Source organism: Pseudomonas sp. PSPC2-3, from assembly GCF_049898265.1.
In the GTDB taxonomy this organism is placed as follows: Bacteria; Pseudomonadota; Gammaproteobacteria; order Pseudomonadales; family Pseudomonadaceae; genus Aquipseudomonas; species Aquipseudomonas veronii.
This window is the reverse complement of the sequence record NZ_JAFCXJ010000019.1, coordinates 1-23,656: the sequence shown is the minus strand read 5'-3', so window position 1 is coordinate 23,656 and position 23,656 is coordinate 1. Positions and strand designations below refer to the sequence as shown.

22 protein-coding genes and 1 pseudogene are annotated in these 23,656 nt (G+C 64.5%); 17 read left to right on the top strand and 6 right to left on the bottom strand.

What is annotated here, in order from left to right; translation table 11 throughout:
- Nucleotides 1–94: 94 nt before the first annotated feature.
- The 6 genes from ACP7E3_RS31320 (at nt 95) to ACP7E3_RS31295 (ending at nt 7,199) form a co-directional block, all read left to right on the top strand.
- A complete protein-coding gene (locus ACP7E3_RS31320; RefSeq protein WP_232566559.1) occupies nt 95–1,435 on the top strand; it encodes a lysine N(6)-hydroxylase/L-ornithine N(5)-oxygenase family protein in 1,341 nt (446 codons plus the stop codon).
- Nucleotides 1,436–1,451: 16 nt separating this feature from the next.
- A complete protein-coding gene (locus tag ACP7E3_RS31315; RefSeq protein WP_046383247.1) occupies nt 1,452–1,805 on the top strand; it encodes a cupin domain-containing protein in 354 nt (117 codons plus the stop codon).
- Nucleotides 1,802–2,926, top strand: a complete 1,125-nt coding sequence (locus tag ACP7E3_RS31310; RefSeq protein ID WP_236255113.1) for an NAD(P)/FAD-dependent oxidoreductase — start codon at nt 1,802–1,804, stop codon at nt 2,924–2,926. The genes ACP7E3_RS31315 and ACP7E3_RS31310 overlap by 4 nt, the downstream gene beginning before the upstream one ends.
- Before the next feature lie 4 nt (nt 2,927–2,930).
- Nucleotides 2,931–4,553 carry a methionine--tRNA ligase gene (locus ACP7E3_RS31305; protein WP_082107752.1) on the top strand — a complete coding sequence of 541 codons (1,623 nt, stop codon included), beginning with the start codon at nt 2,931–2,933 and terminating at the stop codon, nt 4,551–4,553.
- Nucleotides 4,546–5,670: an NAD(P)/FAD-dependent oxidoreductase gene (locus ACP7E3_RS31300; protein ID WP_057005525.1), complete on the top strand. Its 1,125-nt coding sequence runs from the start codon at nt 4,546–4,548 to the stop codon at nt 5,668–5,670. Before ACP7E3_RS31305 ends, ACP7E3_RS31300 begins: the two co-directional genes overlap by 8 nt.
- A 188-nt stretch (nt 5,671–5,858) precedes the next feature.
- Entirely contained in the window at nt 5,859–7,199 is a 1,341-nt protein-coding gene (locus ACP7E3_RS31295) for an ABC transporter substrate-binding protein (protein WP_426125443.1), read from the top strand.
- A gap of 62 nt (nt 7,200–7,261) precedes the next feature.
- On the opposite strand, the gene ACP7E3_RS31290 is transcribed toward ACP7E3_RS31295, so the two are convergent.
- The 6 genes from ACP7E3_RS31290 to ACP7E3_RS31265 form a co-directional block, all read right to left on the bottom strand.
- Complete coding sequence (locus ACP7E3_RS31290; RefSeq protein ID WP_046383250.1) at nt 7,262–8,542, bottom strand: OprD family porin; 1,281 nt, start codon at nt 8,540–8,542, stop codon at nt 7,262–7,264.
- Nucleotides 8,543–8,573: 31 nt separating this feature from the next.
- Nucleotides 8,574–9,710, bottom strand: coding sequence for an ABC transporter substrate-binding protein (locus ACP7E3_RS31285; RefSeq protein ID WP_046486463.1), 1,137 nt, complete (start codon nt 9,708–9,710; stop codon nt 8,574–8,576).
- Nucleotides 9,711–9,760: 50 nt separating this feature from the next.
- Nucleotides 9,761–10,516, bottom strand: a complete 756-nt coding sequence (locus tag ACP7E3_RS31280) for an ABC transporter ATP-binding protein (protein WP_232566609.1) — start codon at nt 10,514–10,516, stop codon at nt 9,761–9,763.
- 5 nt (nt 10,517–10,521) lie between these two features.
- Nucleotides 10,522–12,288, bottom strand: a complete 1,767-nt coding sequence (locus ACP7E3_RS31275; RefSeq protein ID WP_177030563.1) for an ABC transporter permease subunit — start codon at nt 12,286–12,288, stop codon at nt 10,522–10,524.
- Nucleotides 12,288–13,325, bottom strand: a complete 1,038-nt coding sequence (locus tag ACP7E3_RS31270; RefSeq protein WP_046486461.1) for a branched-chain amino acid ABC transporter permease — start codon at nt 13,323–13,325, stop codon at nt 12,288–12,290. The genes ACP7E3_RS31275 and ACP7E3_RS31270 overlap by 1 nt, the downstream gene beginning before the upstream one ends.
- A 456-nt stretch (nt 13,326–13,781) precedes the next feature.
- The gene (locus ACP7E3_RS31265; RefSeq protein WP_017847303.1) at nt 13,782–14,363 is read right to left on the bottom strand and encodes a TetR/AcrR family transcriptional regulator; all 582 of its coding nucleotides are present in this window, start codon (nt 14,361–14,363) and stop codon (nt 13,782–13,784) included.
- 295 nt (nt 14,364–14,658) lie between these two features.
- Between ACP7E3_RS31265 and ACP7E3_RS31260 the strand changes: the two genes are divergently transcribed.
- The 11 genes and pseudogenes from ACP7E3_RS31260 to ACP7E3_RS31210 form a co-directional block, all read left to right on the top strand.
- Nucleotides 14,659–15,474, top strand: a complete 816-nt coding sequence (locus tag ACP7E3_RS31260) for an alpha/beta fold hydrolase (RefSeq protein ID WP_017847304.1) — start codon at nt 14,659–14,661, stop codon at nt 15,472–15,474.
- Between the two features lie 6 nt (nt 15,475–15,480).
- Nucleotides 15,481–15,777, top strand: a complete 297-nt coding sequence (locus ACP7E3_RS31255; RefSeq protein WP_032804499.1) for an extradiol ring-cleavage dioxygenase — start codon at nt 15,481–15,483, stop codon at nt 15,775–15,777.
- Nucleotides 15,778–15,781: 4 nt separating this feature from the next.
- Complete coding sequence (locus tag ACP7E3_RS31250; RefSeq protein ID WP_017847306.1) at nt 15,782–16,657, top strand: protocatechuate 4,5-dioxygenase subunit beta; 876 nt, start codon at nt 15,782–15,784, stop codon at nt 16,655–16,657.
- Nucleotides 16,629–16,982, top strand: a complete 354-nt coding sequence (locus ACP7E3_RS31245; protein ID WP_017847307.1) for a non-heme iron oxygenase ferredoxin subunit — start codon at nt 16,629–16,631, stop codon at nt 16,980–16,982. The genes ACP7E3_RS31250 and ACP7E3_RS31245 overlap by 29 nt, the downstream gene beginning before the upstream one ends.
- Nucleotides 16,983–17,021: 39 nt before the next feature.
- Nucleotides 17,022–18,371, top strand: a complete 1,350-nt coding sequence (locus ACP7E3_RS31240) for an SRPBCC family protein (RefSeq protein ID WP_057005521.1) — start codon at nt 17,022–17,024, stop codon at nt 18,369–18,371.
- Nucleotides 18,372–18,381: 10 nt separating this feature from the next.
- Nucleotides 18,382–18,912, top strand: a complete 531-nt coding sequence (locus ACP7E3_RS31235) for a 3-phenylpropionate/cinnamic acid dioxygenase subunit beta (RefSeq protein WP_017847309.1) — start codon at nt 18,382–18,384, stop codon at nt 18,910–18,912.
- A gap of 10 nt (nt 18,913–18,922) precedes the next feature.
- Nucleotides 18,923–19,735, top strand: a complete 813-nt coding sequence (gene hcaB / locus ACP7E3_RS31230) for a 3-(cis-5,6-dihydroxycyclohexa-1,3-dien-1-yl)propanoate dehydrogenase (protein ID WP_046383256.1) — start codon at nt 18,923–18,925, stop codon at nt 19,733–19,735.
- A gap of 42 nt (nt 19,736–19,777) precedes the next feature.
- Complete coding sequence (locus ACP7E3_RS31225) at nt 19,778–20,749, top strand: NAD(P)H-dependent flavin oxidoreductase (protein WP_126589493.1); 972 nt, start codon at nt 19,778–19,780, stop codon at nt 20,747–20,749.
- Between the two features lie 29 nt (nt 20,750–20,778).
- Nucleotides 20,779–21,561, top strand: a complete 783-nt coding sequence (locus tag ACP7E3_RS31220) for a 2-keto-4-pentenoate hydratase (RefSeq protein WP_177030564.1) — start codon at nt 20,779–20,781, stop codon at nt 21,559–21,561.
- Nucleotides 21,562–21,669: 108 nt separating this feature from the next.
- A complete protein-coding gene (locus ACP7E3_RS31215) occupies nt 21,670–23,529 on the top strand; it encodes a feruloyl-CoA synthase (protein WP_426125437.1) in 1,860 nt (619 codons plus the stop codon).
- Nucleotides 23,526–23,656, top strand: a pseudogene (locus ACP7E3_RS31210) (acetaldehyde dehydrogenase); the annotation flags it as partial. The gene ACP7E3_RS31215 and the pseudogene ACP7E3_RS31210, both read left to right, overlap by 4 nt.

Genomic DNA, 23,656 nt, shown 5'->3' with positions numbered 1-23,656 from the left:
ACCTGCACCTGTAAAGGCAATTGCCCGGCACGTTTTCGTGACATTCGCGAGGCGTCGCTGCACCTGAAAAACATCATCAATAGGGATAATGATCATGAATCTGCGTTCTGCACCTGCAGTTGTCGATATGGCGGGGATCGGCATCGGTCCGGCCAACCTTAGCCTGGCGGCGCTGGCCCAGCCCAAACCGAGCATTAGCGCAGCGTTCTTCGAGCGCAGCAGCGAATTTCAATGGCATGCGGGGATGATGGTGCCCGAGGCCAAACTGCAGGTGCATTACCTCAAGGACCTGGTCAGCCTGGTGGACCCGTCCAACCCGCTGTCATTCCTCGCTTACCTGGCGCAGAAAAAACAGCTGCTCAGTTTTATCAACGCGCATTTCGAGCAGGTGCTGCGCCGCGAGTTCAACCAGTACTACCGCTGGGCGTGCAGCCAGCTGCCGAATCTGCATTTCAACAGCGAAGTGCGTTCGGTGACGTTCGATAACGGCCTGTTCCTGCTCCAGGGCGATACCTGGGCGCAACCGGCGCGCCACCTGGTGTTGGGCACCGGGCAGCAACCGTCGATCCCGGCGTGCGCGCAGGCGCATCTGGGCGATACGCTGTTTCACTCCTCGCAGTACATGACCCGCAAGCGCAGCTTCAAAGACCAGCGCGTGGTGGTGATCGGTGGCGGCCAGACCGGGGCCGAAATCATCCAGCACCTGCTGTCCGACACCGCCGCCTTGCCCGCCAGCGTGACCTGGGTCTCGCGGCGCTGGAATTTTTCGCCGCTGGATGAGTCGCCGTTTACCAACGAGCTCTACACCCCGCAGTACAGCGACCACTTTTTCGCCCAGCCCGAGGCCGTTCGCCGGCCATTGCTGGTCGAGCAAAAACTGGCGAGCGACGGCATTTCCCAAGCGTTGTTGCAGTCGATTTATCGCCGCCTGTACGAGCTCAAGCACGTCTTGCAGCACCCCTGTCACATTCGCCTGCTGCCCGGGCGCGAGTTGACCTCGATTCAGCAGCGCCCCCATCACTGGAGCCTGTTGATGGCGCACGGGCACAGCCAGGTGCAGGAGGAACTGAGTGCCGACACCGCGGTGCTGTGTACAGGCTATGCCTACCAGATGCCGGCGTGCCTGGCGGCGCTCGAATCACGGATTACCCGATGCAACGGCGAGTACGTCTTCAACGATGACTATTCCGTCGCCTGGGATGGGCCGCAGGGCTCGGCCATCTATGTGCAAAACGCCGCGCGCAGCCAGAAAGGCATCGCCGACCCGAACCTGGGCCTGATCCCCTGGCGTTGCGCGAACATCATCAACAGCGTCAGCGGGCAAGCCCTGTACGACTTGGATGAGCCCGAGGCGTTCGTCCAATGGGGCGCCAACGAAGTATTCGACGAGGTCGGCGATGCGCGTTTCGATCGCCTGACCGCTCTCGCCAACTAGACCCAGGAGCCCGGTCATGGAACCCATCACACTTGCCCCCAACGGCAATGCCCCGGTGATTCGAGAAACCGAGGAGCCCGTGGCGCCGGAAGGCGTGCGCCTGTACCTGCACCACTTTGCCGGCAAACTGGCCAATGCGCCGATCCAGTCATCGCGTTTCACCCTCGAGCCACACAGCGCGACCGACGAAGACAAGCACGCCGTGAACGAAATCTGGTTTATCAGCGGCGGCGAGCTGGACGTCTTCTACGACGGCACCTGGCACGCGGTCAGAAATGGCGAAAGCCTGTATTTCGCGCCCTGGCGGCCGCATTTCGCGCGCAACAACGGCACGACCCAGGTCCAGGTGTTTTCGGTGTGGTGGGCATGAGCATGGAGCAGCACTTCGACCTGGTGATTGTCGGAGGCGGCATTATCGGTGCCTGGGCGTTGCATCATGCGACGCAACGCTATCCCCACTGGCAGATTCTGCTGATCGACCGCTACCGCATCGGCGACGGGGCCACCGCCCATTCGGCGGGTGTGCTGCTGGCCACCGGCCGCTCGCCGCGCGAACGGAGCCTGGCCGGGGAGAGCGCCGAGCTGTATCGGGCCCTGCGTGATCGCCTGGGCATCCGCACCACCCAGGCGCCGGTGTACTGGCTGGCCGAACGCAGCTTTAGCGCAGACATCGAGCAGGCCCTGGTCGATGCGCCGGTTCAGCCCGCCGACCTGTGCGCGCCGGACCTGGGCTTACGCCTGGGCGCCTCACTCAAGGTTGGCGCGAACGAAAGCCTGTTGCGTGGCGGCACCGCCGAAAGCTATGAGCCACCGCTGGTGGCGCGGTTGCTGATCGGCCACAGCCTGGCCAGTGCCCATGTGCGCTGCATCGAAGGCGTGGGCGTGCAGCAGATCGATGCGCTGGGCAGCGGCACGCGCATCACCCTGGCCGACGGCGCCACGCTGCGCGCCCGCCGCACCCTGGTTGCCACGGGGCCGTGGGTCAGCGAGCCGCCGTTCGACGCGCTTGCCGCGCGCCATGGGCTGCGAGTGAAGAAGGTGGTGGCCCTGCATATCGACGGCGTACCGCCGAGCAACGCCGCGGCGCTGTTCCTGCCGCAATCCGACGCTTACCTGATGCCATTGGCGGCGCGTAACCAGTGGTTGTTCAGCTTCCGGTGCGATGAATGGGACGTTGCGCCGCGCAAACATGCACTGGAAATCAACCGCCACGATGTGCAGGTGGCCACCCGCACGCTGGCGCACTACCTGCCCGAGCTGGTGGCCCGCTGTCGCGGCGGCCGGGTGTTCTGCGACAGCTACAGCCCCGGCGGAGAGTCGCAGGTGAGCTTCGACGCCGGGCAGAACCTGGTGTTTGCCGGCGCCGGCAGCGGCGCCGGTTTCCGCCTGGCACCGGGCATTGCCCGCGAAGCCGTGGACCTGCTCGTCGCCCAGTGGCCCGATGCGCCCGCTACCGCCAAACCCACCCTTTCTACTGTTTCGATGGATTGAAAAGATGACCGCTATCGCCGCGCAAACCTTCTTCCTGATGCCCATCCCGCCCACTCCGAACGGCAGGCTGCACCTGGGGCATATCGCCGGGCCGTACTTGCGCATGGACATGCTGGGGCGCTACCTGCGCAGCCAGGGCCATCGTGTCGACGTGGTCTCGGCGGTCGACGGCTTCGACTCCTATGTGCTGTGGAAGGCCCTGCAAGAGCAGCGCACGCCCGAAGCCGTGGTGCGCGACTATCACGGGCAAATCGCCCATGACCTGCGCGCGCTGGATGTCGAGGTGGATGACTTCCTCGACCTGGTGCAAGGCCCCTATGCGCAGCAGCATGCGCGCAATGCCCAGCGCACGGTGGAGCGCCTGGTGGCGCTCGGGGTGACGCAAAGCGTGGTCGAACGCGTGCTGTATTGCCCGGACACCCGGCGCTACATGGCGGGGGCCTGGCTGCTGGGGCAATGCCCGTATTGCCGGGCGGGGGCGGGCGGCTATTTTTGCGAAGCCTGCGGCGCGCTGTTTCGCCCGGAAGCCATGCTTGACCCGCAACCGCGCATGGGCGACAGCCCCCTGCACTGGGTTGAGGTCGAAAGCCTGTTTCTGACCGTCGCCCACCCCGAGCAGTTGCTGCAGCGCATGGCGACCTCCGGTGCGCCGGCGTCGATCGTCGAGGTGATTGCGCGCTTCCTGGAACGGGAAAACGGCCGGGTGCGGCTGACCGCGCCGGGCGAATGGGGCGTTGCCTGGAGCCCGGACCGCTTCGGCAACCCGCGCGTGCTGTTCGAATCGGGCTGGGAGTATGCGCTGACCTGCGCCGACCGATCCCAGGAACAGGCGCCCGAGCACGGCCATGCCATGCTGCGCAGCAGCGAGGTGACGACGCTGGTCAGTTTTGGCATCGACAACGCGGTGCTGCTGTTGGCCGGCAGTGTCGCGGTGATGGATGCGTTGCAGGATCACCGCTCATTCGATTACGTGTTGACCAATTACTTCTACAACCTGCAAGGCGCGAAGTTTTCCACCAGCCGCCTGCATGTGGTGTGGGCCGCCGATATCGTCGAAAAGACCCCGGCGACCAGCGACGCGGTGCGTTACTTCCTGAGCCGCGAAAGCCCCGAACAGGGCGAAACCAACTTCGCCGTGGAGGAGTTTGTCGAGGTGGTCAATGTGGACCTGGCCGGTGCGCTCGACGGCCGCATCGACCTGGCGCTGGCCGCCCTCGATCACACGCGGCCGCAGTCCATCGACCCGGCGCTGTGGCCGGCCCTGGAGCTGGCCGTTACGCGGTTGGGGCAGGCCTTCCGGTTGGACGCGGTGTCGGTGCGCGAAGCCTGGGACGTGCTGCATCAATGGATGCAACGCCCCGACCTGGACGTCACCCAGCCCGCCCACGCCTACCTGTGGCTCAAGGGCCTGGCGTACCTGGCCGCGCCGATCATGCCGCGCCTGGCCGAGTACCTGTGGCAGCGCCTGGGGCATGACGGTTTGCCGCTGATCCAGGCGCTGCACGCTGCCTCGCAGCCACGTCCGCAGACCTCGGCGCGCCCGCGCTTTGCGCCGCTGTCGCCGGCCGCATTGGCGCCGTGCCTGCCGGCCAGCGTGGTGCTTGCCGGGGCCACCAGCGATGCATGAATACGCCGACGTTATCGTGATCGGCGCCGGCACCACCGGCACCGCCGCAGCCTGGCACCTGGCGCGGGCCGGGGCGTCGGTCAGGCTGCTCGATAAAGGCGCGATTGCCAGCGGCTCGTCGGGCGCATCGCCGGGGATCGTGCGGGCGTATTATGCCGACCCCGCTCTCAGCTACCTGGCGACGCAAGGTGTGCGGGCCTATCGCGAGTGGCCGCAGCACTATCCCGGCGCATGCGGCTACCAGCGCACGGGGTTCCTGACCGGTATTGCCGGGCACGCGCAAGCGACCACCCAGGCCAATGTCGCGCGTCTGCGGGCAGCGGGCGCGCCGCTTGAATGGCTCTGCCCCGAGCAGATACGGGAACGGGTGCCGGACCTGTACACCGATGGCCTGGCGGGCGCGGTCTACGAACCGGACGCCGGTTATTGCGACCCGCGTCTTACCGCGCGCAGCTTTGCCGCCGGTGCGAGCGCCCTGGGCGCGGTGATCGAAGAGGGCCGGGCGGCGCGGCGGATTGTGCGCCAGGCCGGCCGCGTCATCGGCGTGCAGACCGACTGCGGGTTTATCGCCAGCAGCCATGTGATCAACGCCGCCGGGCCATGGGCCGCCGCACTGGCCGCCGAGTGCGGCGCGCCGCTGCCGATCCACGCCACACGGCAATGCGTGGGCATTCTCGAGGTCTGCGGCGCGGATAAGCCGATGCCGGGCTACTGCGACCGCGACGTCGGCTTCTACCTGCGCCCGGATCGCCCCGGCAGCTACGTGATCGGCGCGCTGGGCGGCGCCGAAGGGGCGCCCATCGACCCGGATGCCTTCGACGGCACCTTCAGCGACACTCAGGTGTTGGCCTACCGTGACCGCGCCGCGCAACGCGTGCAACGTCTACTGGGCGCACAGCCGATCGGGCGCCGCGTGTCGTTCTTCGACGACACGCCGGACGGTAATCCGCTGCTCGGTCCGGACCCGCGCGTGCCGGGGTTGATGGTCGCGGCAGGGTTGAGCGGGCATGGTTTCAAGTTCGCGCCGTTGTTCGGACAGGCGATCGCGCAGTGGGTATTGACGGGGGAGATGTCGGCGGCGATGGCGCCGTTTGCGCTGCAGCGGTTTATAGGCTGACGGGACGTGCTCAGGCTGTTGGTGGAGCAACAGCAGTTCAATAAACTGTACGATCGCGCAGGCTTAGGTTCTGCGTAAGGTGCTGAATTTAAAGGCTTATGGGTTTGGCATGAATTGTGTTGTCAGTCGATAGGCACTGACCCGACAACGGGAGGGATAACCCCCACTTTTCAAAAGAAACCACACCCATGCACAACACCTTGCAACGCACGTTTATTGCCGGCCTGCTGGCAATCGGCACCTTGGGCGGGCTGCTGCCGGCCGCGGCCCAGGCGGCCAATGATCAACAGTTCATCCCGCTGGCGACCTACCGGGTCGGCGCCTACGCCTCCAGCGGCATCCCGTGGTGGGCGGGGGAGATCGACTACTTCCGCTATATCAATGAGGTCGAAGGCGGCGTGAACGGGGTCAAACTGGTCTGGCAAGAGTGCGAGACCGAGTGGAAGACCGACCGTATCATCGAATGCTACGAACGCTACAAGGCCGGCCTCGACGGCGCGCCGACCGGCTTCTTCTTCACCCACAGCACGCCGGCGTCCTATGCGCTGATGGACCGCGCCGCCGTCGACCATATCCCGCTGATCGACGGTGCCGGCGGGCGTACCGAATCGACCGATGGCCGCGTGTTCCCTTACGCCTTCCCGCTGTTGCTCAACTACTACGGCCAGGCGTCGGTGGGGATCAACTACATCGCCCAGCGCGAAGGCGGCCTGGACAAACTCAAGGGCAAGAAGATCGTCACGGTCTACCACGACTCCGCCTATGGCCGCGAAACCCAGGCGGCGATGCAATTGCTCGCGCAAAAGTACGGTTTCGAGAATATCCAGATCCCGGTGGCGGACCCCGGCAACGAGCAGTCGACCCAATGGCGGCAGGTCCGTCAGATCAACCCGGACTGGGTGTTCCTGCGCACCTGGGGCGTGTCCACCCCGGTCGGCATCAAGACCGCCGTGCGTTTTGGCATCCCGGTGGACCGCCTGATCGGAGACGTGTGGGCCGGCTCCGAAGCCGATGTGATCCCCGCGGGCACCGCCGCCAAAGGCTACCAGGCGCTGGCGCCGTTCCCCGGTGGCGACAGCTTCGAGATCCACCGCAAACTCAAGCAGTTCATCCTGGACCCGGGCAAGAGCAACCTCAAAGACCCGAGTTACTTCGGCAAGGTCTACTACAACATCGGCCTGATCAACGCGGCCATTGCAGTCGAAGCCTTGCGCACCGGCCAGGCTAAGTTCGGCAATCGTGGGCTGAACGGTGAGGAAACGCGCTGGGCGTTCGAGCATTTGGACATCGACGCCGCTCGCATCAAGGCGTTGGGTCTCGAAGGCTTGCTCGCGCCGTTGAAACTGTCCTGCGCCGACCACGAAGGCGGCGGTTCAGCCCGGGTGCAGCAGTGGGACGGGCAAAAATGGGCGCTGGTGACCGACTGGGTCCAGGCCGACCGCGCCACCTTGCGCCCGTTGATCGAGGCCAAGTCTGCCGCGTATGCCCAGGAGAAGGGCATCGCGGCGCGCGACTGCGCGGCCGAGTAAGCCTCAACGCAAAACACCCCGGAAAGCCGGGGTGTTTCGCAACGGGTTAACCTATTGAGGCTTTACCAGAGCGCCAAGGTGTAATCGATGTTCACCCGCAGTTCGTTGTCATCGCGAAACGAAGCGGTAGGGGCGAAGTCATTGCGGTACCAGGCATGGCGCAAGCGGAACGCGACGTTCTTGAAGGTGCCGCTCTGCACCACATAAGACAGCTCTATGTCTTTTTCGCTCTCGCTGCGATCACTGCCGCCCAATGCACTCGGTAGTTCGATATGGCTGGCGTCCAGATACCGCAGCATGCCCTTGAGCCCGGGAACCGCCAGGGCGGCGAAGTCATAGTCGTAGCGGACCTGCCAGGTGCGTTCCTTGGGGTTGAGGAACTCGCTGCTCAAGGCGCCTTCACTGACCACCATCGGTTCTGAACCGGCGATGTAGGGCATTGCCGTGTCACCGCTCAGTTGCATGTAACCGAGCCCGAGGCTGTGGGCGCCCAGGCTGTAGGTGCTCATCACGCCGAAGGTGCGGTTGTCGACCTTGCCCGCTTTGGCGGGGCCGTCCTCGCCGCTGATGTGGTAGCGCACATCGGTTTTCACCCGCCCCGGGCCCAGTGGGCGATTGTCGATAAACCCGACGAAGTCCTGGCGATAAATGTCCGCAAGTTCCGCATGGTAGTACTTGAGTGTGAGAGCGTCGGACCATTTGTAGTCGCCGCCGGCAAAGCTGAAGCTGTCCGATTCGGCCGCACCGTTGAAGCGCCGGTTGGGCGAGGCCAGGGTGATCTTCTGGTAGTTGGTCGAATCGCGCTGGTTCATGCGGTCGAGCCAGCCGGCATTGAGCGTCAGGTTGTCGATGTCCTGGGACTTGAGCTGGGCGCCGCGAAAGGTCTGTGGCAGCAGGCGCGTCGGGCTGGCAAACAGGATGGGCAGGTTCGGCGCGAGCGTGCCGCCCTGCAGTTCGGTTTTCGATACTTTGACCTTGCCGGTCAGCCCCAGTTCTGAATAGCTGTCGTTCGGCTGGCGAGTGACCGGGTTGTACGACAGCAGGCCGGTGCCGGTGCGATCGGGGCTGGAGTCGAGTTTCAAGCCGAGCAGGCCTTGGGCATCCAGGCCAAACCCCACGGTGCCAGGGGTATAACCGGAAGTGAAGCGCAGGATGAAGCCCTGCGCCCATTCACGGGTGGCCGATTGCGCCGAGTCGCCTTTGTAGTCGCGGTCGAAGTAGTAGTTGCGTGAGGTCAGCGTGGCCTTGCTGTCTTCGATAAAACCCTGGGCCAGCAGCGCGGGGCTGATGCTGCACAGCGTACCGAGGGCGAGGGTGGTGTGAACCCGTTTCAGAGTACTCATGGACGTTGCCTTTTTATTATTGTTGTCGGGGTTATTCAGGGGCATGCAAGAGGACCCACTGCTGATCCTGCACCGTCACCAGTGCGCGAGCGCGCTGGTCGTGGCCGAAGTGGTCGGTGGCGCTCAGGTTGTACACGCCGTGGGTGCCGACCACGTTGCGGGTCTGCTCAAGCTGGTCGCGCAGTTGCTCGCGAAACGCTGGCGTGCCCGGTGTGCTGCCTTTGAGCGCGGCCGGCACGGCAGCCTCCACCAGGCGCATGGCGTCGTACAGGTAGGCGCCGAATGGCGACAGGCTGTTGGCGCCGTACTGGGCCTGGTAATCCTGCGCGTATTGGCTGGCGATGGCTTTGGACGGGTGGCTGGCGGGCAGTTTGTCCCATACCACCACGGGCCCCACGGGCAGGATCGCGCCGTTCAAGGCTTTGTCGCCGATGCGCAGGAACGCGCTGTTGGCCGCACCATGGGTGTGGTAAATGGTGCCCTTGTAACCCAGGCGCCGCAGTTCGGTGTGGGGCAGGGCCGCGGGTGTGCCGGTGGCGCCGATCAATACCGCATCGGGCTTGCTGCTCATGACCTTCAGGGCCTGGCCGCTGACCGACGAGTCGGTGCGGTTGAAGCGCTCGTCTCGCACCAATTGGATGCCTGCCGCCGGCGCCATCTCGCTCAGCACTTTGTGCCAGTCTTCGCCCCACACATCGTTGTAGCCGATATACGCCAGGGTTTTTACGCCGGCTTTTTGCATGTGCTCGATCAGCGCCTCAGCCATCAAGGTGTTGGTCTGGGCGACGGTGAAAATCCAGGTCTGTTCGCCACTTGCCGGGGCGAATGGGGCCAGGGCGATCTGCGCGGTCTTGCTCTCCTTGGCGATTTGCGCCACGGCCGCCGAGGTGGGCACGGTGGTGGAGCCGATCAACAGGTCGACACGGTTTTCGCTCACCAGTTTGCGCGCGTTCTTGGCGGCGGCCGTGCTGTCGCTGCCGTCGTCCAGTACCACGTATTTCACCGCCTGGCCGGCAATTTCCTTGGGCAACAGGGCCACGGTATTGCGCTCGGGAATACCCAGCGAGGCACCGGGGCCGGTAGTGGAGAGAATCACGCCGACGGTCATGTCCGCCTGTGCGGCGGCAGACAGTGAGGCCAGCAACAGCAAGGGAAAAATCGATCTCATACACGCTCCTGATATTTTTTTTATGGTGTGGCAAAGGCTGTGGCAGGGCGCTACGTGCCGGTAGCGCTGGTGACCTCCATGGCGGCTCGGGTGGGTGGGCGGCCCAGGTAGATTTCGGCCACCTGGGGGTTGTTGGCCAAGGCTTGGGCGCTGCCTTCAAGCACGATTTCCCCGACTTCGAGCACGTAGCCGTAGTCGGAAATCTTCAGCGCGGCGCGGGCGTTTTGCTCGACCAGCAGGATCGACACGCCGCTCTGGCGCAGGGTCTCGAAGATCGTGAAGATTTCGCCGATCACCCGCGGGGCCAGGCCTAGGCTGGGTTCGTCGAGCATCAGCAAGCGCGGCTTGGCCATCAGCGCGCGGCCGATGGCAAGCATCTGGCGCTCGCCGCCCGACAGGGTGCAGGCCGGCTGACTGCGCCGTTCGTACATGCGCGGGAACAGGCCGAAAACTTCGTCGAGGGTCTTCTGGTGGTCGCGAAAGCCACGCCGATGACGGCTGAAGGCACCCAGGCGCAGGTTGTCCTCGACGCTCATCAGGCCGAACAGTTCGCGGCTTTCCGGCACCAGCGCCATGCCCTTGTCGATGCGCTGGGCGACGTCGTGGTGCGCCAGCAGCGGCTGGCCGGCGTAACTCACCTGGCCCTGTGCTGGCAGCAGGCCGATCAGCGCCGCCATCAAGGTGGTCTTGCCGGCGCCGTTGGGGCCGATCAGGCTGACGATCTGGCCTTCCTCCAGGCTCAGGTTGAGTTGGCGTACCGCTTCGACCTTGCCGTGGCTGATCGTCAGGTTGCGTACATCCAGCAGGCGACTCATTCGACACCTCCAAGGTAGGCGGCAAGCACCGCAGGGTTTTGCTGTATCTGCAGCGGCGTGCCACCGGCCAGGCGCTGGCCGAATTCCATCACCACGATCTGGTCGGCCAGGCCCATGACGAACTCCATGTCGTGCTCCACCAGCAGCACGCCGAGGCCTTCGCTGCGCAGTTGTTCGAGCAGGTGGGCGAGTGCCTGCTTTTCGCCATGGCGCAGTCCGGCGGCGGGTTCGTCGAGCAACAGCAACAGGGGATCGCTGCACAGCGCCCGGGCAATTTCGACGATGCGCTGCTGGCCCAACGGCAGGCTGCCGGCGGGGGTGTGCAGGGCGGCGCCCAGGCCCACGCGCTCGATCTGGCGCCGGGCTTCGGCCAGCAGGGCGGCTTCTTCTTCGCGCTCCAGATGCAGCATCGAGCGCAGCAGCCCGGCTTTGCCCCGGGCATGGGCGCCGAGGGCGACGTTTTCCAGGACGCTCATGTCCGGCAACAAGCGCACGTGCTGGAAGGTGCGGCTGACGCCCAGTCGGGCGATGGCACGCGGCGACAGGCCGTCGATGCGCTGGCCGAGAAAAACGATCTGGCCGGCATTGGGCGCCAGCACCCCGGACAACAGATTGAACAGGGTCGACTTGCCGGCGCCGTTGGGACCGATCAGCGCGGTGATTTCGGCGCCATTGACGGTCAAGCCCATGTCCTTGTTGGCCACCAGTCCGCCAAACTGCTTGAGCAGACCTTCTGCGACCATCAACGGCTGCCCGTTGGCGGGCATCGTCCGGCGGGGCAGCGCATGGGCCGGGTGCTCGGGCAGCGGACGGGGTTGTGCCCTCGGGAACAGGCCGCTCAGCAATGGCAACAGGCCGCCACGGGCGTATTGCAGGACCAGGATCACCAGCACGCCGAAGAAAATCATCTCGACGTTGTCGGCGTGCCCGAACAGCTGTGGCAGTACGTCTTGCAGCACCTGTTTGATCAGGGTCAGCAGGGCTGCGCCGAGCAGTGCGCCCCAGAGGCTGGCAACGCCGCCGAGCACGATCATGAACAGATACTCGATACCCATCACCACCGAGAACGGCGTGGGATTGACTACCCGTTGCAGGTGCGCGTACAGCCAGCCCGACAACGCCGCGAGCAGGGCCGCGATGATGAACACCTGCAAGCGACTGCGCGCCGTGTCGATGCCCATCGCCTCAGCCATGCCGGCGGAATCCTTGAGGGTGCGGATGGCGCGGCCCTGGCGGCTGTGCAGCAGGTTGTCGAGCAGCCACAGGCTGATCGCCAACAGCAGTCCAATCAGCAGGCTGAAGTCGGCCGGGTCGCGGACCTGCCAGCCGAACAGGCTGATATTCGGCAGGTTTTGCAGGCCGCCGAAGCCGCCCAGCCCGGGCAGGTTGCCGAACAGATAGAACAGCGCCAGACCCCAGGCCAGGGTGCCGATGGGCAGGTAGTGGCCGGCCAGGCGCAGGGTCAACAGGCCCAGGCTGGTGGCAACCACAAGGGTAATCGCCAGGCCCGCAAGCAAACCGAGCCAGGGCGACAGGCCATATTGGGTGGTCAGCACCGCACTGGCGTAGGCGCCGATACCGACGAACGCGGCCTGGCCGAACGAGGTCATGCCGCCGATGCCGGTCAGCAGCACCAGGCCCAGGGCGACCAGGCTATACAGGCCGATGTAATTCAGCAGCGTGACATGGAAGGTCGGCAGCAGCACTGGTGCCAGGCCCGCCAGAAGCAGCAGGGCGAACAGGGGGATCAGTCGACGGATCATCAGTGTTGCTCCTCAAGGTGAGGGTGCTTCAACGAGAGCCACAGCAGTACCGGGATCACCAGGGTGAACACGATCACCTCCTTGTAGGCCGAGGCGCCGAAGTTGGCGAAGCTCTCCAGGACACCGACGAAAAACGCACTGGCCGCGGCAATCGGGTAACTGGCCAGGCCGCCGAAGATCGCAGCGACAAACCCCTTGAGGCTGATCAGAAAGCCCGAGTCGTAGTACAGGGTGGTCAGCGGGCCGATCAGCACGCCGGAAATGGCGCCGATCAACGCCGCCAGGCCGAACGCCGCCTTGCCGGCCAGCTGTGTGGGGATGCCCACCAGTTGCGCGCCCTTGCGATTCAGTGCCGTGGCGCGCAGGGCCTTGCCATACAGGCTGTGGCCGAAGAACGCGTAGAGCAGGCCGATCAGCAGCAGGGCGCTGGCGATCACCAACAGGCTTTGCAGGCCCACCGGCAGCTCACCGAGCATGAACACCGCTTCGGCCAGGGCATCGGTGCGAACCCCTTCTGCGCCGAACATCAGCAAGCTGATACCCACCAGCGTGATGTGTACGGCCACCGATACGATCAGCAGCAACAGCACCGAGGTCTCGGCCACCCGTTGATACACCAGGCGATACAGCAGCGGCCCCAGCGGCGTGACCAGCGCCAGGGTCAGCAGGATCTGCAACACGGCCGGCAAACCGGCCAGCTCGAAGGTGTCCAGCACCACCCACAGCACCGTCGGCAAGCCCAGGTAGCGTGCCAGCAGGCCGGGCACCCGGCGCGATTGACCACGGCGCAACGCGGCGATGCTGTCCAGTGTGCAGGCGGCCAGCGAGCAGCCGAGCAGCAGCCACAGGGTGCCGGGCATCAGCCCCAGTTGCAGGGTGGCCAGGGTCAGGGCGCTGTAGGTGACGAAGTCGCCCTGACACACCAGGATGGTGCGCGTCACCGAGAACACCAGCACCAGGGCCAGCGCCACCAAGGCATAAATCGCGCCCGTGGTCAGGCCGTCCTGGGCGAGAAACGCCAGTATCGAGATATCCATGAGCGGCCCTCAGCGAGCGGTAGGAAAGGGAGGCGAAGGTGTGCGCCAGCGGGCGTCGGTCAATGCCGTGCCGGGGTGCTGTCGTCGGGAGGGCGAGGTGTCAAGCACGCAGGGAGTGGCCGTGTGCAGGGGTGCATGCAAGTGCATAGTGAGGTACCCGTTTTCTATTCTTATTGTCGTGTGGATAAGCCTGAGGGAGCGCCATACACAGCTTTAAAATACACATGTGAATGTGTATGTATAGACTACGCGGGAGGGTGGGCGCTTTGTCAATAGGCGCCGCTGTAACGGTTTGTTTAAAGGCGGGTTTCTAATCTATGTTGTTGTTTTTAGATAAAAAAATAAAATAATCTTTTTCATCTGAAAAGCTCGGCACCCAGTTCGCGTGCTGCTTTGTGATCTTGAAAGATACATTCATGTATTTTTATGAATGCCGACGCAGGTCGGCATCCGGGCTCAGGCGGGGAGGGTGCAGGATTCGGGGATCAGGATGCCGGCCATGCGCTGGCTGCGTTCCAGGCGTTGTTGCGGGGTGTCTTCGCTGTGCAGCAATGACAGGCTGATCTGGTAGGCATAGATCAGGTAGGCGCGGTCCTGGGCATCGCCACTGGGCACGCCGGCCTGGATCAGCAGGCCTTCGATGTAGCTCAGGCGGTGGCTGTCGACTTCGTCGATGGCCTGGCGCGCCTGCTTGTCGCGGCGGGCCCAGCCGCGAATGCCCAGCTCGATCGAGGCGGCGTCCTTGGCGGTCTGCCCGTGGGAGGGCAGTTCGAGCAGGCGATGCAGTTGTTGCAGCGGCGAGCTGTGGGCATTGCGCAGGTGCAGAATCACATCTTCGGTGGCGCGTGCGCGCCAGTTGCCGAGGATGCCTTCGAGCAGTTCCCCGCGACTTTTGAAGTGGTAGTAGAAGCTGCCACGGGTGATCTTCAATTCCTTGGCCAGGGTATCGACCCGCACAGCGTCGACGCCGCTGGTAACCAGGACTTCCTGTGCCGCATGAATCCAATCTTCCCGCGTGAGGTTGGTGCGTGATGACATTGTCTAGGGGCCTTGTCCAACAAGCTGGATAAGCGCCAGGGCACAGCAGCGTTCGACGCCCGCCTTGGCAGCGAGCCGTCATTCTAACGCCCGGCGCAACGACGAAGCTATTGCCAGCGCACCGACTGTGGCCCGCGCATGGGGGCTGCGTGTGCTCGGATTCTAGAGTACATGTGTGTAGGTTGGCTTTTGGATTATTTGCACAAAGCCACGTTTTTTTAATTGACGCAGGTCAAATCGGTAAATAGCATACAGATACACATCTGTATGTTAAGAATAAGAACCGGAGGCCGACATGAGCGCAAATCCCAAGACTCTGCTTGCAGCAGGGCACCAGACTCACTACCACGAAGCCGGTCAGGGCGAGGCCTTGTTCCTGTTGCATGGTTCGGGCCCCGGTGTATCGGGCTGGGCCAACTGGGCCAATACCGTGCCGGTGTTCGCTGATCGCTGGCGCGTGGTCGTGCCGGACATCGCCGGCTTCGGCTTCACCGAGTTCAAGGACGACGCCAAGTACGACATCAAGCTGTGGGTCAACCATCTGCTCGGCATCATGGATGCCCTGGACATCGAAAAAGCCTCGTTCGTCGGCAATTCGTTTGGCGGCGCGCTGGCCATCGGCCTGGCGGTGTTCGCACCGGAGCGCGTCAACAAGCTAGTGTTGCTCGGCACCCCGGCCGGTGAGTTCGTGCAGACCCCAGGCCTGCGCGGGGCCTGGGAATACGAGCCATCGCTGGACAACATGCGCGAGCTGATGAAGCTGTTCCCCTATGACGTGTCGCTGATTACCGAGGCGATGGTGCAGGCACGTTACGAAGCCAGTGCGCGCCCTGGTGCCCAGCAGGCGCTACGCAAACTGATCCCGCAGCCGGCCGCCGACGGCCCGACCCTGGTCAAGGGCTTTCCTGCGGCCGCGTTGGCCAAGATCGTCGCGCCGACGCTGGTGGTACACGGCCGTGAAGACCGCGTGGTGCCGCCCGAGTGCGGGCTGCTGATCGCCAACAGCATTCCCGATGCCGACCTGCACCTGTTCGGGCGCTGTGGGCACTGGGTGCAGAGCGAGCAGCCGCGCCGCTTTGCCGCGCTGGTCCGCGATTTCCTCAGCGAGTAGGCCGGTATGAGCAGAAACGTTATGGAGCGTGCGCTCTGGCAGCTGTGCGTCGAGCGTGTCGCCAAAGAGCGCTTTCGGCAGGACGCGGTCGGGTTCCTCGGGCGTTTTGCCCTGGAGGAGGCCGAGGTCCGCATGATCGTCGAGTTCGATGTTGCCGGGCTGCAGGCGGCCGGGGTCAACCCGATGCTGACCATGGGCTTCTGGCAGGAGCTTGCCCCTGACCGCAACATGAGCCTCTACAAACAGCGCCTGGGCGCTACCGACGAACACAGCGCGGGATTTTCCGCCGCGCTCAAGGGGTGAACCGATGGGCAAGATAGTAGGCGGCTTCTGGATGCCGCATGACCCGGTAATGTTCGTGGCACCCGACGCGCCGCCGTTGGCGCAACGTGAGGCGGTATGGGCTGCATACGAAGCCTGCGCCGAACGCCTGGCGGCCTTGCAGCCGACCTCGGTGATCATCGTCGGTTGCGACCATTACATTCTGTTCGGCACCCATTGCCTGCCGCGCTATGTGATCGGCACCGGCGATGTGGATGGCCCCATCGATCGCCTGCCGGGCCTGGAACGTGGCGCGGTGCGCAACCATCAAGCGTTGGCCACGCACATTGTCGAGCACGGCGATGGGCAGGGCGTGGACTGGACCGTGGCGCGCAGTTTTACCGTCGACCATTCCTTTTCCATTCCGCACCAACTGGTGGTCAAGCCGGCCGAGGCCTTGCTCGGGCGTGAGTTGCCGAGCATCCCGGTGTACCTGGCGTGCGGCGTTGACCCGTACATCTCGCTCCAGCGGTCGGCCGACCTCGGCCGGCAGCTGCGGGCGGCCGTCGAAGCGTTCGATGCCGACGAGCGTGTGGTGATTATCGGCAGTGGCGGGATCAGTCACTGGGTCGGCACCGCCGAGATGGGCCGGGTGGCTGAAGACTTCGATCGCGAGATTCTCGCCCTCGGCGTCAATGGCGACCTGCAAGCGCTGTGCGCCTACAGCGACGAAGAGATCCTGCGTCGGGCCGGCAACGGCGCGATGGAAATCCGTAACTTCGCCTGCGCCCTGGCCGCCATCGAGCGCCCGCAGGGCGAAGTGATTGCCTATGAAGCCGTACCCGCCTGGGTCACCGGGCTGGGCTTTGTGCAACTGAGTGTGAGGGCCGAGCATGAGCCGTGTATTACTTTGCCAACGTGATGAGCTGGCGCCAGGGGAGCTGAAGAAGGTTGCCCACCGCGAGGGCGACGCCATCTGCGTCTACAACCTGGGGGGCACGTTCTACGCCACCACCGACATGTGTACCCACGCCACCGCTTCGCTGGCCGAGGGCGACCTGGAAGACGACCTGATTACCTGCCCGGTCCACTGGGGCCAGTTCCATGTACCCAGCGGCAAGGCGGTGACGTTTCCCTGCGAGCGCCACTTGCGCACCTACAAGGTCATCGTCACCGACCGCGAGGTGTTCGCCGACATCGCCCTGGAGGCTGACGAGGCGCTGGCCGCCGCCAACAGCCCGGTGTGACCGGGCCGCTGTCCAACCGTATTCCTGTGAGTCTGAACCATGGATAACAACAAACACATACCGCTCAGAACCATTGAAAGCACACCCGCCCTGGGCAACCTCGACCGTATCTGCGACATGGAGGAAGGGCGCCTGTCCGGCAAGGTCTTCTGGGACCCGGCGATCTACGAGCAGGAGCTGGAGAAAATCTTCGCGCGCTGCTGGCTGTTCGTCGCGCACGAGTCCCAGCTGCCCAAGTCCGGCGACTACCTGACCACCTCGATGGGTGAAGACGAAGTGCTGGTGGTGCGCCAGAAGGACGCCTCGATCAAGGTCTTCCTCAATGCCTGCCCGCACCGTGGCAACAAGGTGTGCTTTGCCGAGGCCGGCAACGCCCGCGGCTTTATCTGCAACTACCATGGCTGGTCGTTCGGTGCCGATGGCGGCCGGCTGATGGGCATGCACGAATCCAAATGCTACGAAGAAAGCCAGTTCGACAAGTCCAGGCACGGCCTGCGCGAGGCGCGTGTCGCCAGCTATAAAGGCCTGGTTTTCGCCACGTTTGCCAGCGATGCGCCGACCCTGGAGGAATACCTCGGGCCGATGACCTGGTACATGGACGTGATGCTCGACATGGATGAAGGCGGCAGCGAGTTTCTCGGTGGTTGCATCCGCTCCACCATTGAGTGCAACTGGAAGATCGCCGCCGAGAACTTCGTCGGTGACATCCTGCACGGCGGCTGGACCCACGATTCGGCGGCCAAGGCCATGCTCGGCGGGCCGGTGGCGAATGTCGGCGAGTTGCCCGAGTCGTACTCGGTGAACTGGAATGGCCACGGCTATGAGTTCGCCACCGACGTGGTCGGCAACGCCGCGACCCTGGGCGAGAAAGACATCAACAAATACCTGCACGTGCTGCGTCCCAAGGTGGCGGACCGCCTCGGCGAATTCCGCTCGCGGCTGATCGGGGCGATTTCCTCGTTCACCGTGTTCCCCAACTTTTCCTTTCTGCCGGGGCAAAACACCGTTCGCATCTGGCAGCCGCGCGGCCCGCACAAGATCGAGCTGTTCACCTGGGTGATCGTCAACAAAAACGCCCCGCAGGAGATCAAGGACAAGTGGCGGCGCGGCGCGATGATGACGTTCTCGCCCACCGGGGTGTTCGAGATGGACGACGGCGAGAACTGGGAGTACTGCACCAAGAGCAGCCGTGGCGTGGTCACGCGTTATCAGGACCTGTACGTCGGCCTGGGCATGCATACCCGTCTCGAAAACAGCGAGTTGCCCGGCAATGTGTTCAAGGGCCAGCTCAACGAATGTAATGCGCGGGCGTTCTATCAGCGCTGGAAGGACCTGCTGCAGGCTCCGACCTGGGCCGATGTTCCGGACCGCAACGGCACGCTGCGCTGAGGGGGGCCAGATGACACACGAACAACAGGACAGCCTCGTTTCAGTCGAGGAAACCCGCCGCGTCGAACAGTTCCTGCTGCGCGAAGCGCGCCTGCTCGACGGCGAATGCTGGGACGCGTGGCTGCACGGTCTCAGTGAAGCCATCCACTACTGGATGCCGGGCATCGAGAACCGGCGCCGCGAGGACAAATCCGGGCCCTATCGCCTGGAACACATGGCCTTCTTCGATGACGGCATGCGCGAACTCAAGCGCCGCGTGGCACGCTTCAAGCAGCCGTCGGCCTGGGCCGAGAACCCGCCGACGCGCAACGTTCACCTGATCAGCAATATCGAAGTGTATGCCGGCCCGGCGCCGGGCGAATACCTGGCCTACTCGTGCTTTATCAACGTGCGCAGCCGCGGCCTGGACGAGCATCACCAGATCGCCGGCCGGCGCGAGGATGTACTGCGCCTGGAGGCCGACGGCCTCAAGTTGCTCAAGCGCAAGATCCTGATCCCTAACGCGATGTTGCTGTGCAAGAACATCAACACCTTCCTCTGAGGGCTGGCATATGGCTTGGTTAAAAGGGCAGGTGGCATTGGTCACCGGCGGTACCGGCGGGATTGGCAGCGCCATCGTCCGTCGTTACGTGGCCGAGGGCGCGCGCGTCGCGGTCATGGGCCGCGATGCGGCGCAACTGGCCGCGTTGGCTGACACGCTTGGCGACGCGGTCATCACGATTGAGGGGGATGTGTCGCGGTATCAGGACAATCAGCGTGCGGTGGCGGCGACCCTTGAGGCGTTTGGCAGGCTTGACACCTTCGTTGGCAACGCTGCCGTGTTCGATTATTTCACGCGCCTGGACCGTATTGCCCCGGAAGAGTTCGAGGGCGCCTTCCAGAAACTCTTCGCCACCAACGTGCAGGGTTATCTGCTGGGCGCGCAAGCCTCGATCGAGGCACTGCGCGAAACCCGGGGCAGCATGATCTTTACCCTCTCCAACAGTGCCTTTTATGCCGGCGGCGGTGGCATTCTCTACGTCACCGCCAAGCATGCGTTGGTGGGCATGATTCGCCAGCTGGCTTATGAGCTGGCGCCGGAGATCCGCGTCAACGGCGTGGCTCCGGGGGCGACCAACACGCCGATGAAAAGCCTGGAAGGCTTGAACAGCCGCAGTGTGCCGCTGAACCAGATCCCGGGCTTCGAAGCCGGTGCGGCGCAGGCGGTGCCGTTGCAACGGATTGCCGAGCCCGAAGACCACACCGGGCACTACGTGCTGTTGGCCTCGCGGGAAAATTCCGGCCTGACTACGGCGAACATCATCCACAGCGATGGCGGCTGGGAGATCCGCAGTGCCGGTGCAGCCAAGCCGCGCAAGGCCTGAGCCAGGCCGACGCCTTGATAACTAGAATAAGAGAGATGCGTGATGACAAGAACAAGCCTGAGTGCACCGCAACAGCAACTCCTGAACCTGTTTGCCGGGCTCAACCTCCCGGTCCTCGCGGCGCCGATGTTCCTGGTGTCGGGGCCGGGCCTGGTGGCCGCCTGCTGCCAGGCCGGCATCGTCGGCAGCCTTCCGGCGCCCAATGCGCGAACGGTCGAACAATTGCAGGAATGGCTGGAGCAGATCAGCCGCGAGCGTGAGCTGGCGCAGCAACGCGGCGAGCAGTGGGCGCCATGGATGCTCAACATGATCGTACACAGCACCTACGACCGCTTCGACGCCGAGCTCGAGTTGGTGCGCCGTTATCAGCCGCCTATCGTGTCCACAGCCCTGGGTAGCCCCAAGCGTGTCCTTGAAACCGTACACGCTTATGGCGGCGTGGTGATCGCCGACGTGATCAGCCCGGCACTGGCGCGCAAGGCGGTGGCCGCTGGCGTCGATGGCCTGGTCCTGGTGTGCAACGGGGCGGGCGGGCATACCGGCAGCTACAACCCGTTCGCCTTCGTCGCCGAAGTGCGCCAGTTCTGGGACGGCCCTCTGGGCTTGGCCGGGGCGATTTCCAACGGCCGCGACATCCATGCGGCGCAGGTATTGGGCTGCGATTTCTCGCTGGTCGGAACCCGCCTGATTGCCGCCCATGAAAGCCTGGTGGAAGCCGCCTACCGCGACATGCTGGTGGCCTGCTCGCTGGATGACGTGACCACCACCAAGGCGGTCAGCGGCGTGCTTGCCAACTGGATGCGGCCGTCGCTGGAAAAGGCCGGTATCGACCCCAGCGCCGAAAACCGCGCCAGCATCGACTTTTCCGGTGATATCTCCACTGCCAACAAAGCCTGGAAACACGTGTGGTCGGCCGGCCAGGGCGTAGGCCAGATCACCGGCACCTACAGCGTGGCGCAACTGGTGGACGAGTTGCACCAGGGTTATCGCGAAAGCCGCGCACGTCAGTTGTGAGCCATCCAGAACCGTTCAGGAGCAACCCCATGCACCACGAAAACCTTCAGGCCGCCGCCGCTGCGCTGGCCCTGGCGCGGTCGAGCCGCAGCCCTTGCCCACGCATTTCCGAGCGTTTCGACATCCAGTCGTTGCACGACGCCTACGCCGTGCAAGAGATCAACACCCAGGCCGCCCTGGCTGCCGGTCGGCGCCTGAGCGGGCGCAAGATTGGCCTGACGTCCCTGGCGGTACAGCAGCAGTTGGGCGTCGATCAGCCCGATTTCGGCATGCTGTTTGCCGACATGGAATACCGCGATGGCGAGACCATCGACTGCACCCGGTTGATCCAGCCCAAGGTCGAGGGCGAAATCGCCTTCGTCCTGGGGCGCGATCTCCCTCACCCCGATACGACCCTGGGCGAATTGCTGCGCGCCGTCGACCATGTGCTGCCGGCCCTGGAAATCGTCGACTCGGCGATCGAGGACTGGAAGATCACCCTGGTCGATACCGTGGCCGACAACGCCTCATCGGGCCTCTACGTGCTGGGCAAGACCCCCGTCAGCCTGCGCGGCCTGGACCTGGCGCTCGAAGGCATGCTGCTGGAGAAGAACGCGGCCCAGGCAGCCATCGGCGTGGGGGCCGCGTGCATGGGCAACCCGCTGGACGCTGCGCTGTGGCTGGCGCGCACCATGGCCCTGACCGGGCGCCCGTTGCAGGCGGGCGACGTGCTGTTGTCGGGCGCGCTCGGGCCTATGGTGCCGGTGGTGGCGGGCGACAGCCTGCGCTTGCGCCTCACCCGCCTGGGTGAAGTGAGCTGTCGTTTCGGCTGAGGCCGGCAGGCAACAACCCTGCTACCGGGCTGACGACCCGGTGGCGATTACAACAATAAAACGAGTGAGCAGCGGGCTGATGGCCTGCCGTATTCACGAGGGCGTGCAATGTACGATTTTTTCAATGATCCGACCCAATTGGCCCCTGCCAAGGTGCTGTATGAGGCACGAGCCGACGGCAGCTTCGTGCTGAGTTCCCCCGAACCCCTGCAGCCCTATGCGCGCTGTATCGGGCAGTGGCTCGAACACTGGGCCGTGCAGACACCGCAGCGTGCCTACCTGGCCGAGCGGCGCGGGGCCGGCTGGTTCAGCCTGAACTATGCCCAGGTGCGCCAGCGCGTGGGGGCATTGGCCCAGGGCTTGCTCGAGCTGGATCTGCCGGCGGGGCGCCCGCTGCTGATGCTCTCGGAAAACGATCTGGACCAGGCGCTGTTGACCTTGGCGGCGCTGCACGTGGGCATCCCGGTGTCGACGATTTCCGTGGCGTACTCGCGCAACACCGGCAGCGGGTGCAGCAAACTCAAGGCGATTGTCGAAGTGCTCAAGCCGGCGCTGATTTTCGTCAACGACGGCGATGCCTATTGCCGTGCCATCGAGTTGGTCAACCCGGATTGCCCGGTGGTGGCGGCGCGCAACGCCCAGGAAATTCGCGGGGCGCTGGCCTTGCCGCTGTTGTACAAGGCCGAAAGCCCAGCGGTGATGCAAGCGTTTGCACGGCTCGACGGCGACACCCCGGCGCGCTACCTGATGACCTCCGGTTCGACCGGTGCGCCCAAGGCGGTGGTCAATACCCACGGCATGCTCTGTGCCAACCAGCAGGCGATTGCCCAGTGCTGGCGCTTTCTTGAGCACGAAGAACTGGTGGTGCTCGACTGGTTGCCCTGGAGCCATGTGTTCGGCGCCAACCACAACTTCAACCTGGTACTGCGCAACGGCGGCACCTTGTACATCGATGACGGCCTGCCGTTACCGGGGCAAATCGACCGCACCGTGGAAAACCTCAAGTCGGTGCGACCCACCCTGTACTTCAACGTGCCGCGCGGCTACGAGGTCTTGCTGCCGTACCTCGAGCGCGACGAGGTACTGGCGCGCGCCTTGTTCGGGCGCCTGCGCATGCTGTTCTACGCCGCTGCCGCGCTGCCCCAGAGCAGTTGGGGCCGGCTGGCGGCGTGTGCCACCAAGGTCCGCGACACCCCGCTGTTCTTTGCCACCGAGTGGGGCTCGACCGAGACGTCGCCGGTGGTCACCAACGTGCATTTCGCCGCCGACAAGGCCGGCATCATCGGCCTGCCGGTGCCGGGCACGCAGCTCAAGTTCGTGCCCTGCGGCGACAAGCTAGAGATGCGCGTGCGCGGGCCGTCGGTGTTCCCGCGCTACCTGAAGGACCCGGTCAGCAGCCTGGCCGCGTTCGATGAGGAGGGCTTCTACCGCATTGGCGACGCGGGGCGCTTGGTCGACCCGCAGCGGCCGGAGTTGGGGGTGCAGTTCGACGGTCGGGTGACTGAAGACTTCAAACTCAGCAGCGGCACCTGGGTATCGGTGGGCACCCTGCGTCCACGCCTGGTCAGTGCCTTGGCGCCTTACGTCAGCGATTGCGTGATCTGTGGGCATGATCGCGACGTGATCGGTGCGCTGATCTACCCGAGCCCGGCCCTGCGCGATCTGCTCGGTGCCGCCGGACAACAGATGAACGGCGCACAACTGGCGATGCAGTCCGAGGTGCGCCTGGCCTTGTGTTCGGGGCTGCTGGCGCTGGCCAAGGAATTTCCGGCGTCGTCCCAGCATGCCATGCGCCTGGTGATTCTCGACTCGCCGCCCAGCCTCAACGACGGCGAAATCACCGACAAAGGCTACATCAACCAGCGCATGGCGCTGAGCCTGCGCGCCGAGGCCGTGACGCGGCTGTACGCCGACAGCCTCGAGCCCAGCGTGATCCTCCTCGCTGAAGTCTACGGAGAAGCCGTATGAACCCTGCAAAACTCAAAGTCGCCATCATCGGTTCCGGCAACATCGGCACCGACCTGATGATCAAGATCCTGCGCAACGCCAAACACCTGGAAATGGCGGTCATGGTCGGCATCGACCCGGCCTCCGA

What these genes read in the sequence shown, in the direction of transcription:
- ACP7E3_RS31270 (WP_046486461.1), bottom strand. Translation starts at nt 13,325, where the DNA reads ATGGATATCTCGATACTGGCGTTTCTCGCCCAGGACGGCCTGACCACG.
- ACP7E3_RS31315 (WP_046383247.1), top strand. Translation starts at nt 1,452, where the DNA reads ATGGAACCCATCACACTTGCCCCCAACGGCAATGCCCCGGTGATTCGA.
- ACP7E3_RS31255 (WP_032804499.1), top strand. Translation starts at nt 15,481, where the DNA reads ATGAGCAGAAACGTTATGGAGCGTGCGCTCTGGCAGCTGTGCGTCGAG.
- ACP7E3_RS31295 (WP_426125443.1), top strand. Translation starts at nt 5,859, where the DNA reads ATGCACAACACCTTGCAACGCACGTTTATTGCCGGCCTGCTGGCAATC.
- ACP7E3_RS31305 (WP_082107752.1), top strand. Translation starts at nt 2,931, where the DNA reads ATGACCGCTATCGCCGCGCAAACCTTCTTCCTGATGCCCATCCCGCCC.
- ACP7E3_RS31220 (WP_177030564.1), top strand. Translation starts at nt 20,779, where the DNA reads ATGCACCACGAAAACCTTCAGGCCGCCGCCGCTGCGCTGGCCCTGGCG.
- ACP7E3_RS31245 (WP_017847307.1), top strand. Translation starts at nt 16,629, where the DNA reads ATGAGCCGTGTATTACTTTGCCAACGTGATGAGCTGGCGCCAGGGGAG.
- ACP7E3_RS31240 (WP_057005521.1), top strand. Translation starts at nt 17,022, where the DNA reads ATGGATAACAACAAACACATACCGCTCAGAACCATTGAAAGCACACCC.
- ACP7E3_RS31285 (WP_046486463.1), bottom strand. Translation starts at nt 9,710, where the DNA reads ATGAGATCGATTTTTCCCTTGCTGTTGCTGGCCTCACTGTCTGCCGCC.
- ACP7E3_RS31260 (WP_017847304.1), top strand. Translation starts at nt 14,659, where the DNA reads ATGAGCGCAAATCCCAAGACTCTGCTTGCAGCAGGGCACCAGACTCAC.
- ACP7E3_RS31215 (WP_426125437.1), top strand. Translation starts at nt 21,670, where the DNA reads ATGTACGATTTTTTCAATGATCCGACCCAATTGGCCCCTGCCAAGGTG.
- ACP7E3_RS31290 (WP_046383250.1), bottom strand. Translation starts at nt 8,542, where the DNA reads ATGAGTACTCTGAAACGGGTTCACACCACCCTCGCCCTCGGTACGCTG.
- ACP7E3_RS31300 (WP_057005525.1), top strand. Translation starts at nt 4,546, where the DNA reads ATGCATGAATACGCCGACGTTATCGTGATCGGCGCCGGCACCACCGGC.
- ACP7E3_RS31320 (WP_232566559.1), top strand. Translation starts at nt 95, where the DNA reads ATGAATCTGCGTTCTGCACCTGCAGTTGTCGATATGGCGGGGATCGGC.
- ACP7E3_RS31225 (WP_126589493.1), top strand. Translation starts at nt 19,778, where the DNA reads ATGACAAGAACAAGCCTGAGTGCACCGCAACAGCAACTCCTGAACCTG.
- ACP7E3_RS31250 (WP_017847306.1), top strand. Translation starts at nt 15,782, where the DNA reads ATGGGCAAGATAGTAGGCGGCTTCTGGATGCCGCATGACCCGGTAATG.
- ACP7E3_RS31265 (WP_017847303.1), bottom strand. Translation starts at nt 14,363, where the DNA reads ATGTCATCACGCACCAACCTCACGCGGGAAGATTGGATTCATGCGGCA.
- hcaB (WP_046383256.1), top strand. Translation starts at nt 18,923, where the DNA reads ATGGCTTGGTTAAAAGGGCAGGTGGCATTGGTCACCGGCGGTACCGGC.
- ACP7E3_RS31310 (WP_236255113.1), top strand. Translation starts at nt 1,802, where the DNA reads ATGAGCATGGAGCAGCACTTCGACCTGGTGATTGTCGGAGGCGGCATT.
- ACP7E3_RS31275 (WP_177030563.1), bottom strand. Translation starts at nt 12,288, where the DNA reads ATGATCCGTCGACTGATCCCCCTGTTCGCCCTGCTGCTTCTGGCGGGC.
- ACP7E3_RS31235 (WP_017847309.1), top strand. Translation starts at nt 18,382, where the DNA reads ATGACACACGAACAACAGGACAGCCTCGTTTCAGTCGAGGAAACCCGC.